This window comes from Streptomyces avicenniae, from assembly GCF_000719135.1.
GTDB classification, from domain to species: domain Bacteria; phylum Actinomycetota; class Actinomycetes; order Streptomycetales; family Streptomycetaceae; genus Streptomyces; species Streptomyces avicenniae.
In genome coordinates this window covers 250,976-275,344 of sequence record NZ_JOEK01000012.1, presented here as the reverse complement: position 1 = coordinate 275,344, position 24,369 = coordinate 250,976, and the positions used below count along the sequence as shown (strand labels likewise).

General features: G+C 69.4%; 16 protein-coding genes. 11 read left to right on the top strand and 5 right to left on the bottom strand.

Annotated elements, in window-relative coordinates; all coding sequences use genetic code 11:
* Positions 1-932: 932 nt before the first annotated feature.
* From IF27_RS21555 to IF27_RS21530, 6 genes are all read left to right on the top strand, one after another.
* Positions 933-2,165 (top strand): cytochrome P450, encoded by a 1,233-nt coding sequence (locus IF27_RS21555; protein ID WP_052851333.1) that lies wholly within the window; start codon positions 933-935, stop codon positions 2,163-2,165.
* A 355-nt stretch (positions 2,166-2,520) separates the two neighbouring features.
* Positions 2,521-2,658: a hypothetical protein gene (locus IF27_RS21550; RefSeq protein ID WP_190233062.1), complete on the top strand. Its 138-nt coding sequence runs from the start codon at positions 2,521-2,523 to the stop codon at positions 2,656-2,658.
* Between the two features lie 183 nt (positions 2,659-2,841).
* Complete coding sequence (locus IF27_RS21545) at positions 2,842-4,068, top strand: cytochrome P450 family protein (RefSeq protein ID WP_052851331.1); 1,227 nt, start codon at positions 2,842-2,844, stop codon at positions 4,066-4,068.
* A gap of 499 nt (positions 4,069-4,567) precedes the next feature.
* Complete coding sequence (locus IF27_RS21540) at positions 4,568-4,954, top strand: peptidase inhibitor family I36 protein (protein ID WP_052851330.1); 387 nt, start codon at positions 4,568-4,570, stop codon at positions 4,952-4,954.
* 2 nt (positions 4,955-4,956) lie between these two features.
* A complete protein-coding gene (locus tag IF27_RS21535; RefSeq protein WP_052851329.1) occupies positions 4,957-5,874 on the top strand; it encodes a hypothetical protein in 918 nt (305 codons plus the stop codon).
* Between the two features lie 18 nt (positions 5,875-5,892).
* Positions 5,893-6,453, top strand: coding sequence for a peptidoglycan-binding domain-containing protein (locus IF27_RS21530; RefSeq protein ID WP_052851328.1), 561 nt, complete (start codon positions 5,893-5,895; stop codon positions 6,451-6,453).
* A 57-nt stretch (positions 6,454-6,510) separates the two neighbouring features.
* Here IF27_RS21530 and IF27_RS21525 read toward each other — a convergent pair whose 3' ends face one another.
* The 5 genes from IF27_RS21525 to IF27_RS21505 form a co-directional block, all read right to left on the bottom strand.
* A complete protein-coding gene (locus IF27_RS21525; RefSeq protein ID WP_052851327.1) occupies positions 6,511-7,839 on the bottom strand; it encodes a serine/threonine-protein kinase in 1,329 nt (442 codons plus the stop codon).
* Positions 7,836-8,576 (bottom strand): hypothetical protein, encoded by a 741-nt coding sequence (locus tag IF27_RS21520; protein ID WP_052851326.1) that lies wholly within the window; start codon positions 8,574-8,576, stop codon positions 7,836-7,838. The genes IF27_RS21525 and IF27_RS21520 overlap by 4 nt, the downstream gene beginning before the upstream one ends.
* A 266-nt stretch (positions 8,577-8,842) precedes the next feature.
* Complete coding sequence (locus tag IF27_RS21515; RefSeq protein ID WP_052851325.1) at positions 8,843-10,678, bottom strand: glycoside hydrolase family 18 chitinase; 1,836 nt, start codon at positions 10,676-10,678, stop codon at positions 8,843-8,845.
* 346 nt (positions 10,679-11,024) lie between these two features.
* A complete protein-coding gene (locus IF27_RS21510; protein ID WP_052851324.1) occupies positions 11,025-12,170 on the bottom strand; it encodes a tetratricopeptide repeat protein in 1,146 nt (381 codons plus the stop codon).
* 2 nt (positions 12,171-12,172) lie between these two features.
* Complete coding sequence (locus tag IF27_RS21505; RefSeq protein WP_052851323.1) at positions 12,173-13,411, bottom strand: ATP-binding protein; 1,239 nt, start codon at positions 13,409-13,411, stop codon at positions 12,173-12,175.
* 913 nt (positions 13,412-14,324) lie between these two features.
* Between IF27_RS21505 and IF27_RS21500 the strand changes: the two genes are divergently transcribed.
* From IF27_RS21500 to IF27_RS21480, 5 genes are read left to right on the top strand one after another with little or no spacing between them, the layout of a single operon-like run.
* Complete coding sequence (locus IF27_RS21500; protein ID WP_223291145.1) at positions 14,325-15,833, top strand: hypothetical protein; 1,509 nt, start codon at positions 14,325-14,327, stop codon at positions 15,831-15,833.
* Positions 15,834-15,847: 14 nt separating this feature from the next.
* A complete protein-coding gene (locus IF27_RS21495; protein WP_223291144.1) occupies positions 15,848-16,687 on the top strand; it encodes a hypothetical protein in 840 nt (279 codons plus the stop codon).
* Positions 16,680-21,149, top strand: coding sequence for a hypothetical protein (locus IF27_RS21490; RefSeq protein WP_052851321.1), 4,470 nt, complete (start codon positions 16,680-16,682; stop codon positions 21,147-21,149). Before IF27_RS21495 ends, IF27_RS21490 begins: the two co-directional genes overlap by 8 nt.
* Entirely contained in the window at positions 21,146-22,306 is a 1,161-nt protein-coding gene (locus IF27_RS21485) for a hypothetical protein (protein ID WP_052851320.1), read from the top strand. The genes IF27_RS21490 and IF27_RS21485 overlap by 4 nt, the downstream gene beginning before the upstream one ends.
* 15 nt (positions 22,307-22,321) lie before the next feature.
* Positions 22,322-24,280 (top strand): tetratricopeptide repeat protein, encoded by a 1,959-nt coding sequence (locus IF27_RS21480; RefSeq protein ID WP_190233061.1) that lies wholly within the window; start codon positions 22,322-22,324, stop codon positions 24,278-24,280.
* The last annotated feature ends 89 nt before the right edge of the window (positions 24,281-24,369 follow it).

Below are 24,369 nucleotides of genomic sequence, written 5' to 3'. Positions count from 1 at the left end.
GGTCAGACCCCGTCTGGGTGGCTTGTACCGATGGGCTGTCGAGGGTGGATGACAGACCACACCCGGCCGTGCGGCAGGGCGAGCAGCCCGGTCCCCCGCGGGGCTCGATGCCCGCTGGCGCGGAGCCGACGGGGGTTCTTCCGGCCACGTAGCGGTTCAACACGTGCCTGGCTTGTCCATCGTGTGTCCAACGTGCTGCCGGAGATTGAGGACGCCCGGGGCGGCCGGCCTGCACCTCCTGGCCGCCCCGGGCGCCGACCTCGGTCGGACCGCCTGCACAGCTGGCGTTCCAGTACTGGGTGTCGTCGGCCGCGTCGTGCTTCGTGTTGCCGAGCGTGGCGCCGGTGACGGTGCCCGGTTCGAACACGGCCGCCGGGGTGTAGCCGGTGGCCGTGGGGACCGGGACCTGCGTCTCGTCCGTGTCCATCGGAGTACCTCCGGTGAAGGGACCCGCCGCCCGTCCCGTGGTCCCGGCGTCCGGCCGGGGAGGCGGTGCGGTGGCGTGTTCACCACGGTCCCCGGACACCAAAGGCGACGGGAGCGTTACAGCAGGTGCGGCCGGGGTGCTCTCAAGAGCACCCGATGAGCACCCCGGAGGCGTTGTTCCGCCGGCCTGGAGCGGGCCGCTAACGTGCACGTGGGTTCGGCCCAACTTCCAAGCCGTGGAGGGATGATGAGGCACAAGCCCCCCTTGACCCTGGGGCGCGAGGCACGGGGCTGGAGTGCCCGCGAATTCGCCCGGCGCTTGTGCGAGCTCGGCGCCCGGCGTGGTGTGCCGGTGGGCACCCGCAAGGACGGCATCTACCGCTGGGAGCGCCGGGACGCGGCCACCGGCAGGATCCGCCACCCCGATGCCCCCACTCAGCGGCTCATTGCCCGGCCCATCTGCACGTGCGCATCCCTGCCAGCACCGACACGCCTGGAGGAACCGCATGACCTGTCCTGTGAGGCACATCGACCCGTCCGGCCGTGACCTGTACGGGGAGTTCGGCTGGCTGCGCGCGGCGGGGCCTGCCGTCCCGGTCGCCCTGCCCGAGGGGGTGACCGCCTGGTCGGTGACCGACGCCGAAGTCCTCAAGTGGTTGATGACCGACCCGCGCGTCTCCAAGAACCCGGAGAACTGGACCGGCTACGAGCCCGGCCTCGTCCGCTGGCTCGCCGCCTGGGTGGACGTGCGGTCCATGCTCACCGCGGACGGCGAAGACCACGCCCGGCTGGCCCAGCTGATCAAACCGGTGCTGACCCCCCGCGCCGTCGCGGCCCTCACACCGGCCGTGGAGGAGCTCACCGCCGACCTCCTCCACGACCTGAAGACCACCGAGCCGGGCACGGTGGTGGACCTGCGCGACCGCTACGCCTACCGCATCCCCACCCGCGTCATCTGCGACCTGATGGGCGTCCCCGACCGGCTGCGGCCCCGCGCCCTGGCCGTCATGGACGGCGTCATGGACTCCGCGGCCGACCAGCAGTGGGTGCAGCGCGAACTCCCGGCCGCGATGGGCGCCGTGCTCGACGCCCGCCGCGCCGAACTCGACGCGCTCACCGGACGCGGGGAGCCGGTCCCGGCCGACCTGACCGCCCGCCTGCTGACCCTGCGCGACCGGAACGGCGAACCGCTCACCGAGGAGGAGCGGATCTCCTCGCTGATCCTGCTGATCGGCGCCGGGTCCCAGACCGCGGTCGCCCTGATCGACCACGCCCTCCACGCCCTCCTGGAGCGGCCCGACGTCCTGGCCGACGTCATCGAACACGACCGGTGGGACGAGGTGATCACCGAGACACTGCGCCTGCACCCGCCGATCGCCCACATGCCCCTCTACTACGCCACCGCCGACATCGACCTCGGCGAGGGCGTCACCATCCCCGCAGGCGAAGCGATCCTGCCCGGCTTCGGCGCCCACGGCCGCGACCCGGCCGTGCACACCGACGCGGACGCCTGGGACATCAACCGGCCCACAGCCGCGCAGCACCTGGCGTTCGGCCACGGCACCCACTACTGCATCGGCGCGCACCTCGCCCGGCTGAAAGCCCGCACCGCGCTGCGCGCCCTGCTCACCGCCGCCCCCGGCCTGCGCCTGGCCGAGGAACCGCAGCGGGCGCCGTCGTTCATCGGCAACGACGTGGTCTCGCTGCCGGTGATCTGGCCCGCCACCACCGCCGGCTGACCGCCCGCACCACCCCACCGGGCGCCGCCGCACAGCGGCGCCCGGCCCCGCCCAGCCCACGAGCCACCGAAAGCCCATGAACCTGCCGATCTCCGCCGTCGCGATCAACTTCGCCAGCACCCTCACCACCCGGGAACGGCGCCGCCCCGACGGGCGGCTCCTCACCCGCGTCCTGTACGCCGCGTACGGCATCCACGCGCCGCCTGGACGCGAGCTCCGATGCCCTGGGGCAACCTCACGACCCCGGCGTTCCGTTCGCCGTGGCCGCTGACAACTTTCCCTCGGCCCCCGGAGCCATTCGTCCGACGTGCCCTGTGCGTGCGACGCACACCCGCTGTACGAGGTGCTCCGCCGCGTGCACGGGCCGATCGCGCCGACCGAACTGGAACCCGGCGTGCCGGGCTGGCTGGTACTGGGCCACCGGGAACTGCCCGAAGTCACCCGCGACGAGGAGTGCTTCTCCCACGACTCGCGTCGCTGGCGGCCCCTGTAGGACTGCCCAAGTGATCGCCCACACCGCCGTCGTCACCCTCATCCACCGGCTCCCCGACCTGCAACTCGCCGTGCAATCAGAGGCGCTGCGCCATCGGCCCTCACCGTGGTCACGGGCGCCGTCCGCTCTGCCCGTGCACTTCACCCCTGCCCCGCCTGCTCCCGCCGCTCCTGGAGGATCTTCATGAACACTCCGGCTCACACCCCGCCCGTACGCCTCGACGTGACCGCTTCCGATCTTCATGGCGAGATCGAACGGCTGCGCGCCATCGGCCCGGTGGTCCGCGTGCAGCTGCCCGACGGAGTACCGGCCTGGGTGGTCACCCGGCATCAGGTCCTCCAGGACCTCCTGGTCGATCCGCGCGTCGCCAAGGACGCGAAGCACTGGGCCGCGCTCGCGGACGGCGCTGTGCCCGAAGGCTGGCCGCTGATCGACTTCGTGACCAACCCCGGCATGACCACCGCCGACGGCGACCGCCACCGCCGCCTGCGTGCCCTGGTCACCCAGGTCTTCACCCCGCGCCGTATCGCGGCGATGCAGCCCCGCGTCGAGGCGATCACCCGCCTGCTTCTCGATGAGCTCGCCACTCATGCGCCCGGGCCCCTCGACCTGCGCCGTCACTTCGCCTACCCGCTGCCGATGCGGGTGGTCGGCGACCTCCTCGGTGTCCCTTCCGAGCGGCACGACGAGTTCCGCACCCTGTCCGCCAGCCTGACCAGCAGTGTCACCTCCGCCGAGGAGACCCTGGCCACCCGACGCCAACTGCACGCCCTGCTCACCGACCTCGTGACGGCCAGACGCGCCGCACCGGGCGACGACCTCACCAGCGACCTGATCGCCGCGCGGGAGGACGACGACCGGCTCACGGAGGCCGAGCTCATCGGCACCCTCATCCTGATCCTGGTGGCCGGGCACGGCACCACCCTCAACCTGATCACCAACGCGGTACGGGCCCTTCTCACCCGCCCGGATCAGCTCGCCACGGTCACCGCCGGACAGCAGTCGTGGACCGCGGTCGTCGAGGAGACCCTGCGCTGGGACTCCCCGGTCGGGCACTTCCCCCTGCGCTACGCCACCGACGACATCCGCGTCGGCGACGCGGTCATCCCCCGCGGCGAGGCGATACTGGCCTCCTACGCGGCGGCCGGACGCGACCCTCGTCACCACGGCCCCACCGCCGACGCGTTCGACGTCACCCGGCCGCCGGCCCGGCATCTGTCCTTCGGGCACGGACCGCACTACTGCATCGGCGCCGCCCTGGCACGACTCGAAGGCGAGGTCGCCCTCCGGGCCCTCTTCGACCGCTTCCCCCGGCTCGCTCTCGCCACCCCGCCGGACGAGTTGGTGCCCTTGCCGTCCTTCGTCAGCAACAGCGTTCAGACCCTGCCCGTCACCTTGGGCAGCGCCTAGAGGGGGCCGGCCGCAGCGGTCCGTCCGTCGCGGCCGTGTCTCCCTCACCGAGGCGCGCACCACTGTGAGGCCCTTGCCGGGGACCCTCGTCGCCGGACTTCCCGGTGAGGGTCCGAGGGATCATGGTGGTCCGACCAGCAGTACCGGGGAAGCAGGCTCCGCCGCGGGGTGAGCCGACCGGACGCGGGCAGGGCCTCGGTGTCGCCCCGGGCGCAGCCTCGCGCAGCTCCCGCACCGGCCCCACCGCCCTGTCGTGATCGCCGAAGCAGTCCACACGCGGGTGACGTGCTCCCGAGGACGCGGCGCCTCACGTGCGCGGCCATCCCCGGGCCGGTGGGAGAAGACCCGCTGACCTGACGTCTCCCGGCTGCCGTCCTGGCGCAACCCGGAACATTACAGGGACCCTCCCCACCCCCGGGCCTCCTAGCCTGACGGTGTTCGACGAGCCGATCGCGATCGGCTCGGGTCCGGTGAGGAACCACCGAGGGGGAGCTCGATCATGGGCAGGATCAGGTTCAAGGGGAAGACGGCCGCCGTGGCCGCGAGTGCCACGCTGCTGGCCGGGCTGGGGCTCGGCCTCATGGCGAGTCCGGCACAGGCCAGTTGGGACGACTGCGAGTCCGGCGCGCTGTGTGCCTACACGCAGACCTCCGGGGGCGGTACCCCCGGCCAGGTGTGGGGTGACAACGTCAACCTGCGGCAGTACAACAAGTTCGACAACGCCAGGTCGCTCTACAACAACGGCAACCAGTGCGACGTCGTCCTCTACACGAACACGTGGTTCCGGGGGACGGCGCAGCTCTTCCTGCGCGGCTACGTCGTCTCGAACACCGACGGGACCAACTACGAGGACGGCGTCGGCTCCAACATCTGGACGAACTGCTGATCATGCGCCGACCGTTCTGGACGGCGGCGGTCGCCGTACTCCTCATGGCCGGGTGCGGGGGGCCCGGCCATGAGGCCGCGACCGGGACCGGGACCGAGGCGGACGTCCCGCGACCGCTGTCGGGCGCCCTGCACTTCTCGGCGGCAGAACTCACCGCGCTGCGCGACGCGGAGGAGGAGCTGGTCCGGGCCTGCATGCGGGAGCGCGGGCACGAGTACCGGACCGCGCCCGCCCGCGACGCCCGGCGCGCCGCCGCCGTCAACCCGTACACCCTGCTCTCTCCGCGCTGGTCGCAGAGCGACGGCTACGGGCTGACCGGCGAGGCGCTGGAGGGGCCGCCTGACGATCCGAACGCGGACGTGCTGGCCGCCCTTCCGGACGCCGAACGCGACGCGTGGCAGCGGGCGTTGCTCGGGCGGCAGGAGGATCACGTGCGGATCGACCTGCCGGGCGGGCGCCGCATCGGCTACGACCCGCACTCGTGCGTCCAGGTCGCCAGGGACGACGTGTACGGCGAGGGCTGGTCAGAACTGCGCTACGTGGTCGAGGACCTGAGCAACGACGCCATCCGGCGGACGCTGGCCTCGCCCGGCTTCGCCGAGGCGGAGGCGGACTGGGCCGCGTGCATGGCCGGGCTCGGGTACTCCTACACCACGTTGGAGGACCCCCGCCGCGAGATCGTCGGCCAACTGGAGGGGGCGCGCGGCGATCCCGACCGGACGCGCGCCGTGGCGGAGCGCGAACTCGCCCTGGCGGGCGACGATCTCGCCTGCCAGCTCGAAGAGAACACGCATCAGCGGATAGCGGACGTCCAAGCGGCGGCTGAGGAGCCCGTACGCGCGAGGGCCGAGGAGCAGTTGGACCGGTTCCGGCAGGCCAAGCGGCTGGCGCTCGACCGGGTCCTGCCGTCCGCCATCTGACCAAGAGGGGGAAGAGAGATGACCAACCATTCGACACGCACCCGGATCGCGGCCGCTGTGGTCGGTGTCCTGGCCGCGGCGTCCCTGACGCTCGGCGCCACGCCCGCCGCCGCCAAGGCGAGCGACGGCTACGTACGCGGCTACGACACGTACGTGGGCGACTGGGGCGACGAGGGTGTCCTGAAGTACAACGGCGAGTACGACCACTCCAACGCCACCTGCCTGTGGCAGAGAGTGCTGTGGGCCGAAGGCGCCACGGAGATCGACGGCACCCAGTTCGACGCGACGGACATCGACGGCATCTTCGGCCGCAACACCGAGCTGGCCAGCTCGTCCATGCAGGGCCGGTGGGACCTGGAGTACGTGGACGGGATCGTGGGCGCCTCCACCTTCGGGCGCGCCGACAACAGGCTCACCGTCACCGGTGGCAGTGAGGCGCGGGGCAGGACGCTCTACCTGACGTACACCGGCGCGCGGTTCAGCTTCCCGCTGATCCGTGACACCCAGGGCAGGTACCAGTTCCAGGACCGGAACGGCACGTGGCGTATCGCCGGGTACACCACCTGGACCTGTAGCTGACGCCGGTGGGCCGACTGCTCCTGACCGGGACGGGGGGCCGGTCAGGAGCAGTCTCCGTCAGCCGTCCGGCGCCGCGCGGAGCGCCCGCCACGTCCTCGGCCCGACGATGCCGTCCGGGTCGAGGCCCGCGCGTTCCTGGAACGTGACGACGGCCCCGTGGGTGAGCGGGCCGAAGTCGCCGTCCGGCTCGCCGACTTCGGGAATGTCGTGCAAGTGGACCAGCAGGCATTGGAGTTCACGGACCTGGCTGCCCCCGTCGCCCTGGACGAGGGTGAAGTCCCAGGTGCCGTTCCAGCCCGCGGTCCAGCCGCGGCCGTGCGTGGTGTCCTCGTACACGGTGGGCTCCTCGCAGGTGGGGGAGGCCGCGGACGCGGGGGCCGAGTCCCGTACGGCGTACGTCACCGCCGTCGCCGTGCCCACCGCGAGGGCGGCGAGCGCGGCGACCGTGACCGGCCGCACCCACCGCCGGGGGCGCAGCCGGGGCAGGCGCGCCGACGGGGCGGTGCCCGTCACCCGTTCCACCTGCCGTAACAGGGCCTCGGCGCGGGCGCGTTCGGCGTGCGTGGGGGCCAGGCAGCCGGTGACGATGTCGCGCCAGCCGTCCGGGAGGGCGGGCGAGAGGCGCAGCTCCTCGGCGCCGCGGGCGTAGCGCGTGGCCGCGTCGCAGCGGGCCTGCGTGGTGGCGCCCGGCAGCGGGAACGTGCCGGTCAGCACGACGTGGGCGAGGACGCCGAAGGCCCAGACGTCGGCGGAGGGCCTGACCCGCGCGCCGCGTTCGTCCACCTCGGGCCACAGCAGTTCGGGCGGCGTGTAGTCCGGGGTGGAGAACGCGGGGGCGTAGGCGTGCGTGCCCTCCAGTTCAGCCGCCATGTTGAAGTCGGCGAGGCGCACCGAACCGTCCGCCAGCAGGAGCACGTTGGCCGGTTTGAGGTCGCCGTGCACCCAGCCCGCGTGGTGCAGCTGGTGCAGGCCCTCGCAGACCTGGGCGAGCAGGGTGGGCCCCGCCTGCGGCCTGGGCTCGCGTGCGAGCACGGCGTCGAGGGAGCCCTCGGCCCGTTCGAGCACGAGGACGGTGGCGCCGTCGAGTTCGGGGTGGTCCGGGTCGTCGAGCGTCAGGGTCTCGTACATGCGAATCAGGCGGGGCGCGCGCAGTTTGGCGAGCAACTGAACCTCGCGCTCAGCCAGTTCGCGCAGGTGATGCAGCTGGCGCGGGGTGCGCGTGCCGGTGGGCAGGAACTTGAGCGCCACGCGGCGGGGTTCGCCGTCGCCGACACGCCGGGCCGCGTACACGGTGGCGAACGCGCCGGAGGCCAGCGGCTCGCGTACCTCCCAGGAGCCGACCCGGTGGCCGCGCGGGACGGGGACGGCGTGCGGCTGCGCGGTCATCGCGCCACCGCGCCCGTGGCCGGGGCGAGCACCGCCAGGTCGTCCTCACGGACCAGGTCGAACCGGAGCGCCAGCGAGACCAGCGACTCCTTCCTGCCGTGCGTACGACGGCCGGGCTCCGCCTCGTCCGGCCCCGGCTTGAGGCGAAGTTTCAGGGCGAGGTAGTCGATGTTCCAGTGGACGGCCGAGCGGCTGACCGTCGGCCAGGCGGGCCGCAGCAGCTCCACCAGCTGGTCCACGGTCGGCAGCGGCGCGTGCGGCGCGCCGCGCAGGCGCGGTGCGCACAGGGCGGTGAGGACGCCGAAGTAGCGTGTGGTGCGGTCGAGGGTGAACGCGGGCGCGGTCAGGGCTCCGGCGAGGCCGTCGCGCGTGACGCTGCCGAAGACGTGACGCGGCGCCCACACGTCGAAGGTGAGCAGGTCGCCGGCGGCGGGCAGGACGACGCGTGCGAACTCGAACGGCACGGGCGCCTCCAGGCGGCCCGGCGTGACCTTGAGGTGTTCGCCCGCGCCCTCCGGGTTCTCCACGACGTAGGTCTGGTCCTCGCTGAGATTGCTCAGCAGCCAGAAGTTGCGGTGCGCGGTGATCTCCCCGGCGACCCGGGGCACGCCCCCGTGCGCGATCGTGAGGCCGTCGCCCGCCTCGGCCCTGCCGAACGCGAGCCGCTCGCCGTCGGCGATCCTGAGCTGTCCGTCCGTGCCCCCGCACGGCGGTGGTACCACGATGAGGCTGTACATGGTGTCGATCCCCCTTGTCCGACGCCACGGGGGCGCGGCGCACCCCCCAGTGCGATCAGGGGCAGATTAAGGGACGTTCCACGCATCGGGCGATGCTCCGCGCACGTTCCGGTGAGCCGGGCGGCGGCTGGACGGGGCCGGACGACGGGCCGACCGGCTCCCGCTCCCTTCACCCGAAAGGAGTGGCCGGACGCCGACACGCGCGCTGCGGACGGCCCTGGTGGGGGCCGTCCGCAGCGGTGGTGCGGGTGCGGTGGTGCGGTGGGTCAGTTCAGGCCGTTGCCGATGGCCCTCACCAGTTCGCCGTTGGCCGTGTCACCGCTGAACTCCCAGAAGAACGCGCCGCCCAGACCTTGCTGGTTGGCCCAGTTCATCTTGGTGGTGATGGTGGCCGGTGTGTCGTAGGACCACCACTGGTTGCCGCAGTGGGCGTACGCGGTCCCGGCGACGGTGCCGGTGACGGGGCAGGAGTTCCGCAGGACCTTGTAGTCCTCGATCCCCGCCTCGTACGTGCCCGGCGCTGCGCCGGTGGCCGAGCCGCCGGGTGCGGACTGGGTGACGCCGGTCCAGCCCCGGCCGTAGAAGCCGATGCCGAGCAGGAGCTTGGACGACGGCACGCCCTGTGCCCGCAGCTTGTTGATCGCGGCCTCGGAGGTGAAGCCCTGGGTCGGGAGGCCGTTGTACGACGTCAGCGGCGAGTGCGGGGCCGTCGGCCCTGTGGGCGCGAACGCGCCGAAGTAGTCGTACGTCATCACGTTGTACCAGTCCAGGTACTGCGCGGCGCCGCCGTAGTCGGCCGCGTCGATCTTGCCGCCCGTGGAGCCGTCACCGGTGATGGCGGCCGTCACGAGGTAGTCGGGGCCGAACTCGGCCCGCAGCGCCTGGGACAGGTTCCTGAACGCGGCCGGTCCTGACGCATCGCAGGTCAGGCCGCAGGAGTTGGGGTACTCCCAGTCGATGTCGATGCCGTCGAAGACGTCGGCCCAGCGCGGGTCCTCGACCACCTCGCGGCAGGAGTCGGCGAACGCCGCGGGGTTGCGCGCGGCCTCCGTGAAGCCGCCCGAGTAGGTCCAGCCGCCGAAGGAGTAGAGCACCTTGATGTGCGGGTACTCGGCCTTCAACTGCCGGAGTTGGTTGAAGTTGCCGCGCAGCGGCTGGTCCCAGGTGTCGGCGACACCGCTGACCGACTCGGCGGCGGTGTAGGCCCGCTCGTAGGCCGCGTAGGTGTCGTCCACGACGCACTCGCCGTTGCGGACGTTGCCGAACGCGTAGTTGATGTGGGTGATCTGCGAGGCGCTGCCCGAGGTGATGAGGTTGTTCACGTGGTAGTTGCGCCCGTAGACGCTCCACTCGGTGAAGTACCCCAGGTTGATCTTGTCACCACCGGGACCGCCCGGGTCGCCGGGGCCGCCGCCACCGCCCGTGGTGCGGACGGAGACCGCGCCGCTGGCCGGGCCGACCTGGTCGGCGGTGTCACGGGCACGGACCGTGTAGGAGTAGGCCGTGTCGGCGGTCAGGCCGGAGTTGGTGAAGGTGGTGCCGGTGACCGTGCCCACCGTGGAGCCGTTGCGCAGCACGTCGTAGTTCTTGATGCCGCGGTCGTCGGTGGCGGCCGTCCAGCTGAGCGTCACCGAGGAGTTGGTGACGTTCGAGGCGGTCGGTGTGCCGGGCGCGGAGGGCGCGCGGTCGCCCGGCTGCGTGGAGCCGTCACAACTGGCGCCGTTGAGACGACAGTTGCCCGGGGCGCCGCTTCCTGAGCCGTTGAAGCCGAAGGAGACCGAGGCACCCGGGGCGAGGGTGCCGTTCCAGGACTTGTTCCTGGCGGTCCAGTGCTGGCCCGAGCGGGTGAGGTCGGCGTCCCAGAAGGAGCCGACGGTGGTGCCGGACGGGTAGTCCCACTCGACGGTCCAACTGGTGAGGGTGGTCGTGCCGGTGTTGCGCACCGTCCACCTGCCCTCGAAGCCGCTGCCCCAGTCGGACACCTTGGTGTAGGTCGCGGTCGCCGACGCCGCGGCCTGGGCCGGACTCGCCAGACCGACGAGTCCGGCGAGTGGGAGAAGGAGCGTCGTCATAGCTGCGGCAACTCTGTGCCTGAAGCGCATGAGCGCCTCCCTGGTCTTGGGGGGAGTTGGGGCGTGCTGAGCCTCACGCCCGCAGTGCGCCGAACAATAGAAAGGTCTGAACCAGTCGGTCAATAGGTCTGGACCACTGTGTCGTTGACGACCCGTCATATCCCAGCTCCGGGCGGTGAACGGACCCAACGGCTTTGGCCGCGAAAGCCGTTGGGGATGCCCGTACCGGTCGGGAAACCGTCGTCGCGTGGCGATCCCGCGCGCAGGCGTGACGTTCTCGCGGTGTTCGCGTATGCATTGCGACGGACTTCTGGGGGCGCGGAAACGCCCGCCCGGTGCCGTCCTGGCGAGGTGGCCTGAACCAATGACGCCGGGCTCAGCCTCGGCGGCGGGCGGTGCGGAAGGACTCGCGCAGACGCGGGCGGTCGAGGTACATCGTCAGCAGCGTGGCCACCAGGACGGTCCAGAAGATCACCCGGGGGACGTCGGGTTCCGACCACGGGATCAGCACGGTGACCACCGCGCACACCGTCACCGCCACCGCCTGCCCGGCGGCCAGGCGCGCCCAGCCGTCACGGCGGAGCAGCGACCGGACGTTCAGCCGGACGCCCTTGCGGCGCCTGCGGTAGCGCAGGAGCGCGCCCACGGCCCAGATCGCGGCGAACACGCAGACGTCCCAGACACGTTGGCCGAGGGACAGCGGAAGCTCCGGCACGGTCCCCTCGTCGCCAGGCCCCACGCCGAGGGCCACACCGGTGAACGCCAGGCACAGCAGGGCGAGCCAGCGGGTGCCGCGCAGCAGCCGGTACGTGGCGGCGTCGAGCGCGGACCGCATCTCCGGGGAGTCCGGCGCCGCGCCGAGCCCGTCGGCGATGACGTCCGCCGCCTGGGACGCCCGCACGCCCGGCGCGTTCGTCATCCGCCGGGTCTGCCTGCTCAGCGCGTCGGCGTGCGTGGGGTCGAGGCGGAGGATCGCACGGTCCATGGCCTCGGCCGTCGCGGTGTCCCCCGACAACTCGGCGATGGACTGGCGGACCTCGTAGGGGCGCACCTCCTCGGGCGCGAGCCGTATCGCCTCGTCCGCCATCCCGGCCGCCTCGGCGGCGACGGGGGCGACGTCCTGATGGGTGAGGACGCTCAGGCCCCCGCTCCTGGCCACCTGGAGCATGGAGTGGCGGAAGGTGTAGTCGGCGAGCACCGACCAGCCGCCCCAGAAGTCGGGCCGTATACGGACGGCTTCGCGCAGCGGCTCCATCGCCTTCTCCAGCCCCGCGCCGCTGCGCTGGAGCAACGTGCCGTGCAGCACGAGCGCGTTGAGGTTCGCGGGGTCGAGGCGCAGTGCCTCGCCCGTCGCCGCGACGCCTTCACGCGGGCTGCTCACGTGCGAGTGGCAGCGGGCGAGTTCCGTCCACGCGACCGCGTCGTCCGGCGCCTCGGCCACGTGGCGCGCCAGCAGGTCGCGGGCCTCCTCGTACCGCCGGAGGGACATGAGCGCCTCGGCGCGCTCCACCGCTCGGTCCATGCTCACAGCTTGCGTTTCCTCTTGAGGTAGGTGACGAGGTCGTCGTACTGGCCGCCGTCGTTCGCGTACATCGCGACGTTGCGGGCCGACGCGAACCAGGGCCCGGTGGACGGGGTGAGCTGCCGCGCCGCGCCCAGCAGGTCGGGCATGCCGATCATGCGGACGGTCCCGGTGCGGACCGAGTCGAGCAGCGCCGTCTCGGCGGCGGTCTCGCACACGTGGGCGAGGTCGGCGCCGGAGAAGCCGTCGGTCGCCTTCACCAGCTTGCCCAACTCGACCTTCTCGATGGGCCGTTCGCGCAGGTGGTAGCGCAGGACGGCTTCCCGCGCGGGGGCGTCCGGCGGCAGGACGAGGAGGGTGCGGTCGAAGCGGCCGGGGCGGCGCAGCGCGAGATCGACGTCCCAGGGGGCGTTCGTCGCGGCGAGGACGAAGACGCCCTCGTTGGCGCCGCCGTCGATGCCGTCGAGTTCGGTGAGGAGCTGGTTCACCGTGTTGCGCATGCCGCTCGACTGGGTGCGCGAACGCTTGCCGCCCAGCGCGTCCAACTCGTCGAGGAAGACCACGCACGGGGCCTGGCGGCGCGCGGTCTCGAAGATCTCGTGCATGTTGCGCTCGGAGTTGCCCATCCACATGTCGAGCACGTCGTTGACGGACACCGACAGGAAGCCCGCGCCGAGTTCACCGGCGACGGCCCGCGCCACGAACGTCTTGCCGCAGCCTGGCGGGCCGTAGAGCAGCAGCCCGCCGCGCAGGCTCTTGCCGTACAGCTTGCGCAGCTCGGGGTTGCGCAGCGGGGCGAGGAACGCGGCCTCCAGCCGGTCCTTGACCTCCTGCATGCCGCCGACGTCGGCGAGGCGTACGGCGTGCGGGGTCTCCACGTCCCAGGCGGCGGCGTCGCCGGGGTCGCCGCTGCCGTCCGCGGCGAGCGGGGGCTCGGCGTCCTCCGCGGCGAAGCGGGGCGGGACGGCGTCGCCGACCTGTTCCTGGGCGGCCTGCCAGTCGAAGCCCCGTGGGGCGGCGGGCGCCGCCGGTGCCGGGGCGCCCATGGCCCGCGCCATGAGGTCGCGGGCCTGCGCGTCGCCCGGCGCGTGCTGGAGCGCGACCGCGGCCTCGGCGACCGCCGCGTCCGGCGCCCCTGCGGCCAGGAGCAGTTCGCCGAGGTGAACACGCAGCGGCACGTCCTGCGGCGCGGCGGCGACGGCGGTCCGAAGGCTCTGTATGAGGGGGGAGTCGGCCGACATGGGCACACTCTACGAACCGACGACCAGCGGCGATCGGGCGGGGCGCAGCAGACCTCCGCCCACTGCGTCTGACTCGTGCGCTTGGCCCCGCCTTTGCTTTGGAAGACGGCTGTACGGGACTTGCTGGACAGCTCCGTGCCGCTGGGCTGGCTGTGCTGATCGATGCGCCACGGTTGCCACTGCTCGGCCGTTCTCTGCGGGCCGCGTCGTAGCAGTTACGGAACCGAAGACCATTCTGCGACGTTCGCAGTTCTGCCTGCCGGTACGAGAGCCCTGCGGGGAAAGCGGCCGCCTCGCATCGTCACCGTGACCTCCACCTCCAGGGCTGCCGCGAGGGGGTGATGTCTTCGCGCGACACGGCGCGCTCGCCGATCACTGTGGTCTCCTGATGTGCGGCACTGACGGGGACGACCGCGCAACGGCGCGGAGATCGGCTCGTAGGGAGCCCGTTCGGGGCATGCCCGGGGGTTCGTTTGTGTTGTCGCGGATGAACAGGGACACGCCACCACCGCGTTCAGTAGCTCGACGGCTCTGGCGTCATGCGGGTTTGTGTTAGAGCGCCCCTTTCCTCCGTGGTCGCGGCTCTGTCTCGGAAGCTTGAATGGGAGACGTCTCGCGGTCAGTCGCCCGGAAAGCGAACCTCATGGCGCTGGTCGATGAGCCGCGCACTCACAGGCGCCGGTGTCGCCGAATCTGCTCGCTACCGGGCAGGTTTCCGGCGTCGGTCGGAAAACGTATGACCGATGACTGCAGGAGCCGCCAACACCGACAGGTGAATGCGCCCCTCGTGGGAGCGAGTGTTCGATTAATCGATCGGAGGAGGGAGCTGTGGTCAGGTGCCGCTCCACGGTGCGACGGCCGAGAATGTGCGTTCCGGGACACGGTGTTGGAGTGAGTGGCTAGAGTTTCTGACGTGCGTGATGAAGCGACGGAGTCGTTCGTGAACATGCCGGATGAAGCTCTCGTCCGTAGGGTGAAGGCGCTTGCCTGCACCGCGCCGTTGCAGGCGCTTGAAGACAACAAAGCTGGTCTCGGGCGCGTCGATGGGCGCCCCTACCATATGGTCGAACTGGCGCTTCACACCATCGACCAAGTGGCGATGGCAATGGATTTCAACACAGGCGCCGAGCATGCCAAGGTCGTCGAGCAGGTGAGCCACTTTGCCGCGGTCCAGGTTCCTGCGCAGAGCGAGCAGAACCATCGTGCCGTGGCGGAGTGGGTGCTCCACAAGCTGATCAACATCGGCACCATCGACCGTGGTTTCACTTGGTCGTATGGGCGGCTCGAAACCGGAGGTGCCTATGGGCGCTACGACTTCGACTTCAAGCTACTGGTCGAACACTCCGTGGCCGACGGGCGAGTCTATCTGCGGGTGACGGATGAGGCGATCAACGTCTTGGTGGGCGCACTCGACACGGACGTGGAATCGGCTCAGGTCGCCGCAGAGCATAAGTTGGATTACCTCATCAACCGCGGGCGGCTTGAGGACGCCAAACTGGCGGCGGAGCAGGCTCGGTATCGCACAGTACAGTACGGGGAGTACCTGCGGCAGTACTTGGACGCCACGCGGCGCGATGTGCGTACGGTGGACTGGGAACAACAGGTTCCCAGCCTCTTGGAAGAGGCGCTTCAGCATATCGAGGAGCGGTACCGGCACGAGAGTGCCATCCTCGCCAATATCACAGAGCACCGTGACAGTGCACAGGATGCCAGGAAGAAGCAACAGGCCGCAGCCTTGGTGGATATCGTCAGGGACTGCATTCACCGGCATATGCAATTGCAGACCAGGCTTCAAGGAGCCGGCGCGCTGTTCCGGAAAGAGCAGGACCGCCAGCAGTTCTCCGGGCCTCCGCAGCGCGCGGCGGCGGACATCTTCAACCAGTTACTGGTCCCGCTCCTCGGGATGCCGGTCGGTGCGGCGATGGCCCCGGTCACGGAGTTCTTCCGGAGCGGGATGGCGCCCACACCGCCGACCGTCACGTCCATGAGCACGCTGGTTGCACGGTTGCTCGCAGTACGCGTGGAAAGCAGCCCTTACGCTGGGATTGTGCCCGTGCCTGATGTGCGGGACACCGGGGAAGGGGCGCGCTTCAGCTTGGAAGAGCAGGTTATCGCCGCGAAGCTCCTCGACCTGCCCGTCGGAGAGACTCTCACGCTGAGCGATTTGCTCAAGGAAGCCCGGATACATGGGCCAGCGGTCGAGCGCTTGGTGCTGCACGATGCCGCACACGCCTTCAGCCCGGGTCTTGATGACGCCGTGGCTCGATGCGAGCCGAGCTTGTTGATCGCTGTACCGACCATCGGAGGAATCGACAGCCCACTCGTCGGGGGAGATGAACTCCTGGTCTCGCGGGTCCGATTGCGTGAGCCGGAGGACGGGTGGGACCACGACGATTCGGGAGACGAGGAGTTCGACGAATGACATCCGCCGTCTGTATGGACGACGCCGAGGACGCCGCAAGGCTGATCGCCTTCGGGATGCGTCCCCGGCTGCGGCCCGCGAAGGACCGCGTCTACCGGGAGTTGGTCGCCAGGTACAGAACTGAGGGCACGTTCCGAGCATTGGTGGAGTGCACGGCGCGTGGCCTCGGACTGAAGGTTCTCGGAGCTGCGGAGGACATCGGCGTCGCGCTTGCCGCCCTGTCGAACTCTGTCTACGAGACAAGGATCGAGGACTATGTTCGGTCGGCCAGGCAGCGCGGGGAGGTTGAGAGGCTGCTGCACGGCATCATCCATCTCGCTGTGGCCGCCTTGGCGTATCCCCGGCCCGACGATCTCGCAAACGACGGCTATACGGGGCGTGTCAGCGCCGAGGCTGTGGACCGCGTGGTGCGTGACTCGTGCGACCGCCTGCGCGAGAAGGCGTCTGCGACGCTAGCTGGTGGTGATACACCGTCCGAGACGCCTGAACTCGAGAAGGTGTGGAGCGCTTATGCCCGTCGGCCGGAAGCCTCATTGACGAAAGACGGCAGGTTGGCCATGAACTCCACCAAGGGCATGATCGGGCGAGCTCTCAACTTTCTCACGGATCAGGGTTTTCTGGAGGTCGCGGGGGCAGGTGAGGACGGCTGGTATCGGGCCACCCCGCGTTATCAACTTCAGGTCCGTCAGCTGGCCTTGACCAGCGCGTTCGATGAACTGCTCGCCCTCGGCGTGGTGCCGATGTCTTCGCACGGCACACTGCGGACGTCGGCGCCGTCCCGAGCCGGGGAAGCCCCTCCCGAAGCGGAGCGACCGATGGAACCGGCTCTGGACGAAGGGCTTTTTCGTGTATGAGCTGTCCCGTGTTCTGCTGAGAGGCGTGGGCCCGCAGGCCGCCCGTTACGAGAACGTCCTGCTCGACCTCAGCTCCGCCGGGGCGCCGGTGGCGAGCAGTCGTCAAGGCGACATGTTCGACCTGACGGAGCCGATACGTCGTCCGTCCCCCGCCAGTGTGCTGTTCCTGGAGAACGGCGGAGGCAAATCCGTACTGATCAAGCTTGTCTTCTCCGTCATCCTTCCAGGACGCAGGGAGGTGGTGGGAACTCGCAATACCCGTGCGCTCGAGAGTTTTGTCCTCAAAGGAGACGTGGCGCACGTCGTGCTGGAGTGGACCCACGCCGGAAGCGGAAAGAGGCTGGTGACCGGTAAGGTCAGTCAGTGGAAGGACCGCCGCGCATCGGAGGAATCCGATCTGGTCGAGCGCTGGTACCACTTCAGGCCAGGGAGTCTCCTCGACCTGGAGAGCCTACCGATCGAGGAAGACGGGAGGTATCTAGGTCTGACGGAGTACGGGGAGAGGCTGAGATTTGCCGCTGAGCAGGAACCCGCCCTCGGCTACCGGAGCTTCGAACTTCATGGCGAGTGGACTGACCGCCTCATGGCTCTGGGCCTGGACCCGGAGCTGTTCCGCTATCAGCGCGCGATGAACAGTGACGAGGGCGAGGCCGCCGACGCGTTCTCGCTCGGCAGCGACCAAGCGTTCGTCAACTTCCTCCTCAGCGCGGTACTGCCGCTTCAGCCGGCTCGGGACCTCGTCGAGGTACTTGCGACCTATGCCGAGAAGCTCGCGTCCCGCGGCGACTTGGAATGCGAGAAGGACTTCGTCGAGGAGTCCCTGGCAATCTTGGTCCCTTTGGAAGGGGCACGCGAGAAGCGCGTCACCGCTGAAGTCGCGCAGACGGAAGCCCGGAACACACTGGACCTCTTCATCTGCCAGATCCGGGCACGCGCTGCACAAGAGAAGCAGGCGCTCGCGGACCAGGATCAGAACGTGACCCGACTGAAGGACGACGTACGGCGTGCTGAAAGGCGCCGCGACCAGGCGAAAGCTGTCGTCGCTGAACTACTTCGTAGACTGGCTCAGTTGCGCCTGGAAGACGCGCAAGACGCCCATCATGTCGCTGAGAAGGCGTGGAAAGCGGCCGTTGCGGTCGAGAAGGGCTGGGATGCCCTCCCGGCTGTGCTACGTGCTCTGGAGGCGACAGCCAACAGCGGTCGGCTGCGCGAGCGTGTGACCCAGACGAAGGAAGCGGCCCGTCCCGCACTTGAGGCACGTGACGAGGCCGCGCGCTGTCTGTCGCTCTCCCTGTCCGTCATGGTGCGCGGCCTCACTCAGGAGGCGACGCAGCAATCCGAACGGGCTGACGCGCAGGACAGGGAGGCCGTCGATGCCCAGGCGGAGCACGACGCCGAGGTTGGCCAAGCTGCTCAGTGTGAGGCCAGGGCAGCCGGTCTCGACGACCGACTGGCCGAGGTGGCGGCCGAGATCACGACTGCGGTCACGGATGGGCTCCTGCCGGACGGAATGAGTGTCGTCGATGCCGCAGCTCAGGCCGGGGCCGAGGCGGTTGCGCTCCGTGAGCGTGTCATCGAGGGGGAGCGGACGGTCGAGAGGCTGGAGGAAGAGCATCGGCGGGCCTGTGAGCAGTACGAGACGGCGCGCGATGAGCTGGCCCAGGCCGACCACAGGCGTGACATCGCACGCCGTGAGTACCAGGCGGACATGACTGCTATGCGGTGCCTCGCGGAGGATCTGCGACAGGCGGGCGTGTACAGCGGTGAGGTCGATGACCTTGAGGCAGAGGCAGCCGGACTCGCCGACCGGCTGGCGCGTATTCGTGAGGACGCCGAGTCCGCCAGGATCGACGTCCGTATCGCCCGCGCGGCCGACGAGCGCGCTCTGTCGTCCCTGGAGGTGGCCGATCTTCTCCCCTCGTCCATCGAGGCCGTCCACCTTTGCGATCTACTGCACGAGAGGCAGATCCCCGCCTGTACCGGCTGGGAGTACCTCGCCTCCATTCCGGACGCGGAACGCCGTGAGGAACTCGTCCAGAAGTTCCCCCACCTTGCCACCGGTGTACTTGTCAACGACATGCACCACGTGGACCTGGCGTCCGAAATCCTCGCGGATGAGGGCGTCACCGTCACCGGTTATCTGGCCCTTGGGACAACGGCCGCACTGCAAGGAGTCGGCGGCCCGCCTCCTGGTGTCCGTCTCGTCGTGCCTCTCCACCCCGCTCTCTATGACGAGCGAGCCGGCGAGGCCGAACGTTTGGACCTGGCGGTACGGAGAGATGAACACCACAGGCAACTGGCCGAGCTCGACGAGACACTCCGAACTCATGGCGCTTTCGCGGCCCGGCTGGCGCAGTGGCGGGAGTCATGTCCGCCCGGGCGCATCGCGGGGCTCCGCTCCGCGCTCGCGACCGCCGAGGAATCCGCGCGCGCGGCGCATCATGAGGCCGCCACCGTGGACGGCCTCAGGGATGAGGCCGCCACGCAGTTGTCCGACGCTCGCGACCGGCTCCCTGGGCTCCGGGACGAACGAACGAGGATCGAGCGGCGCGTCGATGCGTTGCGCGCGCTTCTCCGGTCCGTCGAGCGTGTTGCCCAGTGGCAGAGCGACGCCTCGCAGGCGCGTAGGCACGCGCACCGGCACCGAGAGGTTGCTGCCGAGGCACGTGCCAAGGCCGGGGCCGCGCGTCTGGCTGCCGCGAACGCCCGGCGCTCGGCGGACACGATGCGTGCCACGACCGCTCGTGTCGAGGAGGAACTGGCCGGACTGCCCGTCAGGGAAGCAACAGGACGGACAGAGGCGGAGGGCACCACGACAGCGCAACCTGTAGAACTGTTGCGTCGCCTCTACCGCGCTGCCGCAGAGGAGTACAACCGTGTCGCCGTCGGGCAGAGCCTCTTGACGGATCTCCGTCTGGCCGAGGCGGAGGACAGAGCCGCGCAGCAGGCATTGTCCGCCTACGCCCAGGCCGCTCGGGCCACGGCGGCGGACCTGTTGAAGGGGAGCGGCGGTGTGGACGCCGCAGCCCTAGGAGCGGGCCGGTCCAGCGCGGCAAGTGAGGTGGCCAGGGCAAGCGCGCAGCGTGACGAGCAGTATGACGTCCTGGTCCATTGCCGTGCCGTACGAGCCGGTCTGGGTGACGCCGCTCCTGGTGAGAGCCCCGTCGATCTGGCGCCTTTCGGAGTACCGCGCGACGCCGCTCACGGGGAACGGCTTGCCATGGCGGCACAACAGTCTTCGAACGAGGCCGCCTCTCTTGCCGACGAACTGAAGCGGCACTTGGAGGCGCTGCTGCAGGATCACTCGGACATACGTCAGCTCGCCCGCGGCTTCAAGATGCTGGTTGATCTGTTCGGCGAGCCGGTTCATGAGAATCGAGCGGCGGACGAGGCTTGCGAGCCTTACGACGGAGGCGTCGCCGACGCCCGTGGACATCATGACAGGCTGCGTGCCGTCCACACGGCGGCACAGGCGGCTGTTGCTGAGGCAGAAGAAGGCGAGAGGACGCTGGCCGACCGTCTCGCCGCTCATGCGGTGGACCCACGGTTCGAGGAGCTCCAGTCGCCGAGCCGCCGCGTCATCCTCACCACCGAGCGCGCCGAGCTACCGGTTCGTGCAGCCCCATGGGCAGACGACTTGCGGCCGCGACTGAGGACGCTGCAGATCGATCTGGAATCCATCGGCCGCCATCGTAGGCAGATCGTCTTGCAACTGGTCCAGCAGGTCAGGGAGGCGCTGCGTACTCTCAAACGCGCGCAGCGGCTGTCACAGCTTCCGGAGGGGCTCGGTAGCTGGTCGGGGCAGCAGTTCCTCAAGATCGACTTTCCCGAGGTCACCGACGAGACCCTGGGAGATGTCCTTGGCTCGGTCATCGACGAGGCCGCGACGGCCGGTACGGAGCACCGGAGCAGACGAGATGCCCGGCAGCTCGTACTGAAGGGTGTGGAGACCGCGGTCCAGCCCAAGGGCTTCCGCGTGACCGTTCTCAAACCCGATGTCGGGCTCGCCGTGGAGCGCGTGCGGGTCGCGCAGACAAGGGATATCTTCTCCGGCGGACAGATACTCACTGCGGCTATCGTCCTGTACTGCACCATGGCCGCGCTCCGGGCCAACGATCGGGGTCAAGTGCGTAGGCATCAGCACTCCGGTGTGCTGTTCCTCGACAATCCGATCGGCCGGGCCTCGGCCCTCTATCTACTCCGACTTCAGCAGTCGGTCGCCCGTGCGCTTGGTGTCCAACTCGTCTACACGACCGGTCTGTACGACAAGGCGGCCCTGGATGTCTTCCCACTCGTCGTCCGTTTGCGCAACGACGCCGACCTCCGGGCCAGGCGCCGGTATCTGTCCGTCGAGGACCGAGCAGTGGCCGGGCACGTCTCCTCGCTGCAGGACGGTGCCGGCGGGGACGTCTCGGCAGTCCGCTACTTCACCCGCCCGTCGAATGAGGCAGCTGTCGGGTGACCGCTGATACGCGTCTTGCTGACGAACTACTGGAGGGCCTGCTCCGAAGGGCCTATGCCCAGAAGTGGAGCGGGCACCGGAAGAAGCGTTTCCGGCTGGCGGAGTTGCTGGATGTCTTCCGGAACGTTCACCGGGCCGGACCGGACAGCGATCTGGAGGAGACGACACTCAACGGCTGCCTGGCGACCCTGGCGGCGTCCGGCCACATCGACCTGATGGCGGACAGAGCGGGGGAGGCGCTGCCGCCAGGGATTCACCTCCTGCCGGTGCGAGCCCTCCCAGCGATCCGGACACGGCAGGGAGCGCTGTACCACCCGGCCCTTCACGAGCTGATAAGGAGCGGACCACGTCCACGGGGGAGACAGGAAGTGGCGTACAAGGCGATCAGTGACTGGTTGCATTCGCTGCGTGGCTCACTGATCAGGGTTCCCCTTCGGGAACGCGCCTTGGAGATCTTCGGGAAGCGTGAATACGCCCCTTGGTTCCCGGAACCGGAGAAGTGCTTGGACGGCAGGGGGTTCGGCGGGCCGCTGTTCGGCAACCGGGCGCAGCTCTGCGAGCTGATCCATGCCTTCCCCACGGATCCGCCGTTGCTCGACGCCCGTTTTCGCCGTTTCGACCCGGACACGCAGAGTACGGCCCTGGTCGGTGGGGACATCTTGCTGGTCGTCGAGAACTCCGCCACCTACACGTCACTCGTCCGCTGCCTGCGTGCGGCACGCGGGGCACACCGCATCGCCTGTATCGCGTGGGGGGTCGGCCACTCCTTCCCGGCGTCCGTGCGCAGTCTCGGGGAGCACTACGGTGCCGACATCGAAGGCCGACTGCCCTTCCGCGCGATCCGCTATTTCGGGGACCTCGACGTCAGTGGTTTGAGGATCCCGATCCGGGCGTCCGCCGCGGCTGCTGAGGTAGGCCTGCCGCCGGTTCAGCCCACGCCATCGCTCTACCGGAAACTGCTCACCGAGGGTGTGTCACTGCCGGGTAGGGAGCGCAGCACACGTGCGGAGGCGGAGACCTTGACGAAATGGTTGGGCGTTACCCATGACTTCGGCCCGGTGGTGGACGTTTTGGAAAGAGGAGAGCGGTGGGCGCAGGAGTGGGTCGGACTGCGTCTTCTGAGCCTCTCCGACGACTGGCTGGCGGACATGAGTTGACCCCGGGGAGTGCCTGTGAGTGAGGAGTCTGCCGGGGCCCTGGTGGCGCCGTCCTCGACCTTGAGCACGAGGCCGAGCGGTGGAGTTCCTTCCAGGAATCCTCGATTCTTCGGGCGCGAGGCTGTTCTAAGCCAGCTGGACGACAGCGTGCGGCGGCGCCCCGGCAATGTCACCGTCCTGTTCGGGCCGCTCGGTGTGGGCAAGCGTCAGATCGCAATCGAGTATGTGCACGCCGAGGAGTCCCGACTCGGAGGGGTGTGCTGGATCAAGGCCGGTTCTTCTGTCCGTGAACGGGCGGATCTTCTCTCGGGTCCGACGGACGACGAGCGCCTTCCGAACAAGGCCGGGCTTGTCGTGCTGGAGGGCCTACGGAGCTGTGCGGAAATGGGGGACTACGTGTCACCGGATACGGAGAGCCGCGTACTTGTCACGTCCTCGCACGGGTCCGCAGGTGATTGGCAGGCGTGGGCGGAGGTCGTGCCTGTGGCCCCGTGGGAGAGGTCCGAGGCGATCGGCTATCTCCGTGCCTGTGTCCCTTCGCTCGGTGTGGAGGACGCCGGGCACATCGCGAGCGCCCTCGGCGACCTGCCGCTCGCGCTGGCTCAGACGGTGACGTGGCTCGAACATCGGGGCACTTCGGCAGGCTTCATGGATGTCCTGCGTCAACGCCCTCGGGTTGTGCTGGGGACTCGCGGACCGGATCACTATGCCGGCTCTTTCATCACCCGAATCGAGGACGCGCGGAACGCCTTGGCGAAAATCGATCTCTGGTTGGTGCGCCTCTTGGACGCCACTGCACTGCTGGGCCCAGACCCACTGCCGACCCGAGCGATCAGGCCAGGAGTCTTCTATCGCCCCGACGATGCCACCGTCAGAACCGAGTTCGCGATCACCACGGCTGCCCTGCTGAGTGCTTGGCCGGTGATCGCCACGTCCGGCTTGGCATCACTTGATCAAGGACTTCTCCGTGTCAGCCCTGCCTACTGCACCATCGTCCGCGGCTTTCTCTCGGTGGACGACATGTCGCACGCGACTCGGTGGGCCGACCCGCTGTTGAAGACGTTGTCGCCGGTGAACGGTGTTCCGGATCGGCGCCGCAGAAGAGATCGGTGGCCATCCGTGCTGCCCCTTTTCCTGAGTCACGATCCGCAGGACGTCCACACGCGTGACGGGCTCGCTGTGCTCCGAGAGGCGTACGAGCACATGATCGACACGGGGCGGTGGCGTCGAGTGCTTGGATTGCTGGAGTCCCTCTATCGGCGAGGTGAGAGCCTTTTCCCTGCAGATTCGGTAGTCCTGGATATTGGTGCCACTCTTGTTCGTGCCTATACCTGCGTGCATCGTTATGCGGATGCCGTGGAAATCGGTCGGACGCTGCATAACTCCCGTGCCGCGAAGTACGGGGTGACGGCCTCCTCGACGCTGCGTTGCGCCTCTGAACTGATCATTCCGCTGGGGGGCTGCGGCGAATTTGTGGCAGCCCTCGAACTCGGCGAGGAAACCACGATGGCACAGAGAGCCGTGTTCGTGGCCGGTTCGCGGGACCGCCTGCTCACCGACAGCCGATGCGCCGCAGTCGAGCGGATGGCCGGACGCTGGGCGGAGGCCGTGACCATCGGAGAGGCCACGCTCACGGGGCAGCGGCTTGAGCTGGGAGAGCAAAATCCTGACACGATGTCCACCGCCTATGAACTCGGCTGCGCCTATGAGATGTCGGGTGTTCACGTGGGTAGGGCACTCGATCTCTTGGCCGACACCCTCCATGATCAGCGACGGACTTTGGACAGAGAGCATCCTGACACCGACCGCACCGCTGCGGCTTACCAGTTGGCATACTTCGGGGCTTACGGGAAACTGGAAAGCGCTACGGAGTGCCGTCTGGTGCTCGAACGGCTCAGGCGGGAGTTCGGCGGGCAGGACAGGGACGTGTATCGAGTGGAGCAGGCACTCATTGCCTCGAAGCTGGCAAGGTGAAGAGAGCCGTCCGCCGGCAAGGCGGATTCAGAGGCCCCTGCCCGTCCATCGGCCCAGCTCCGCGACTCCGCGCCTCGGTCGTGTGACTT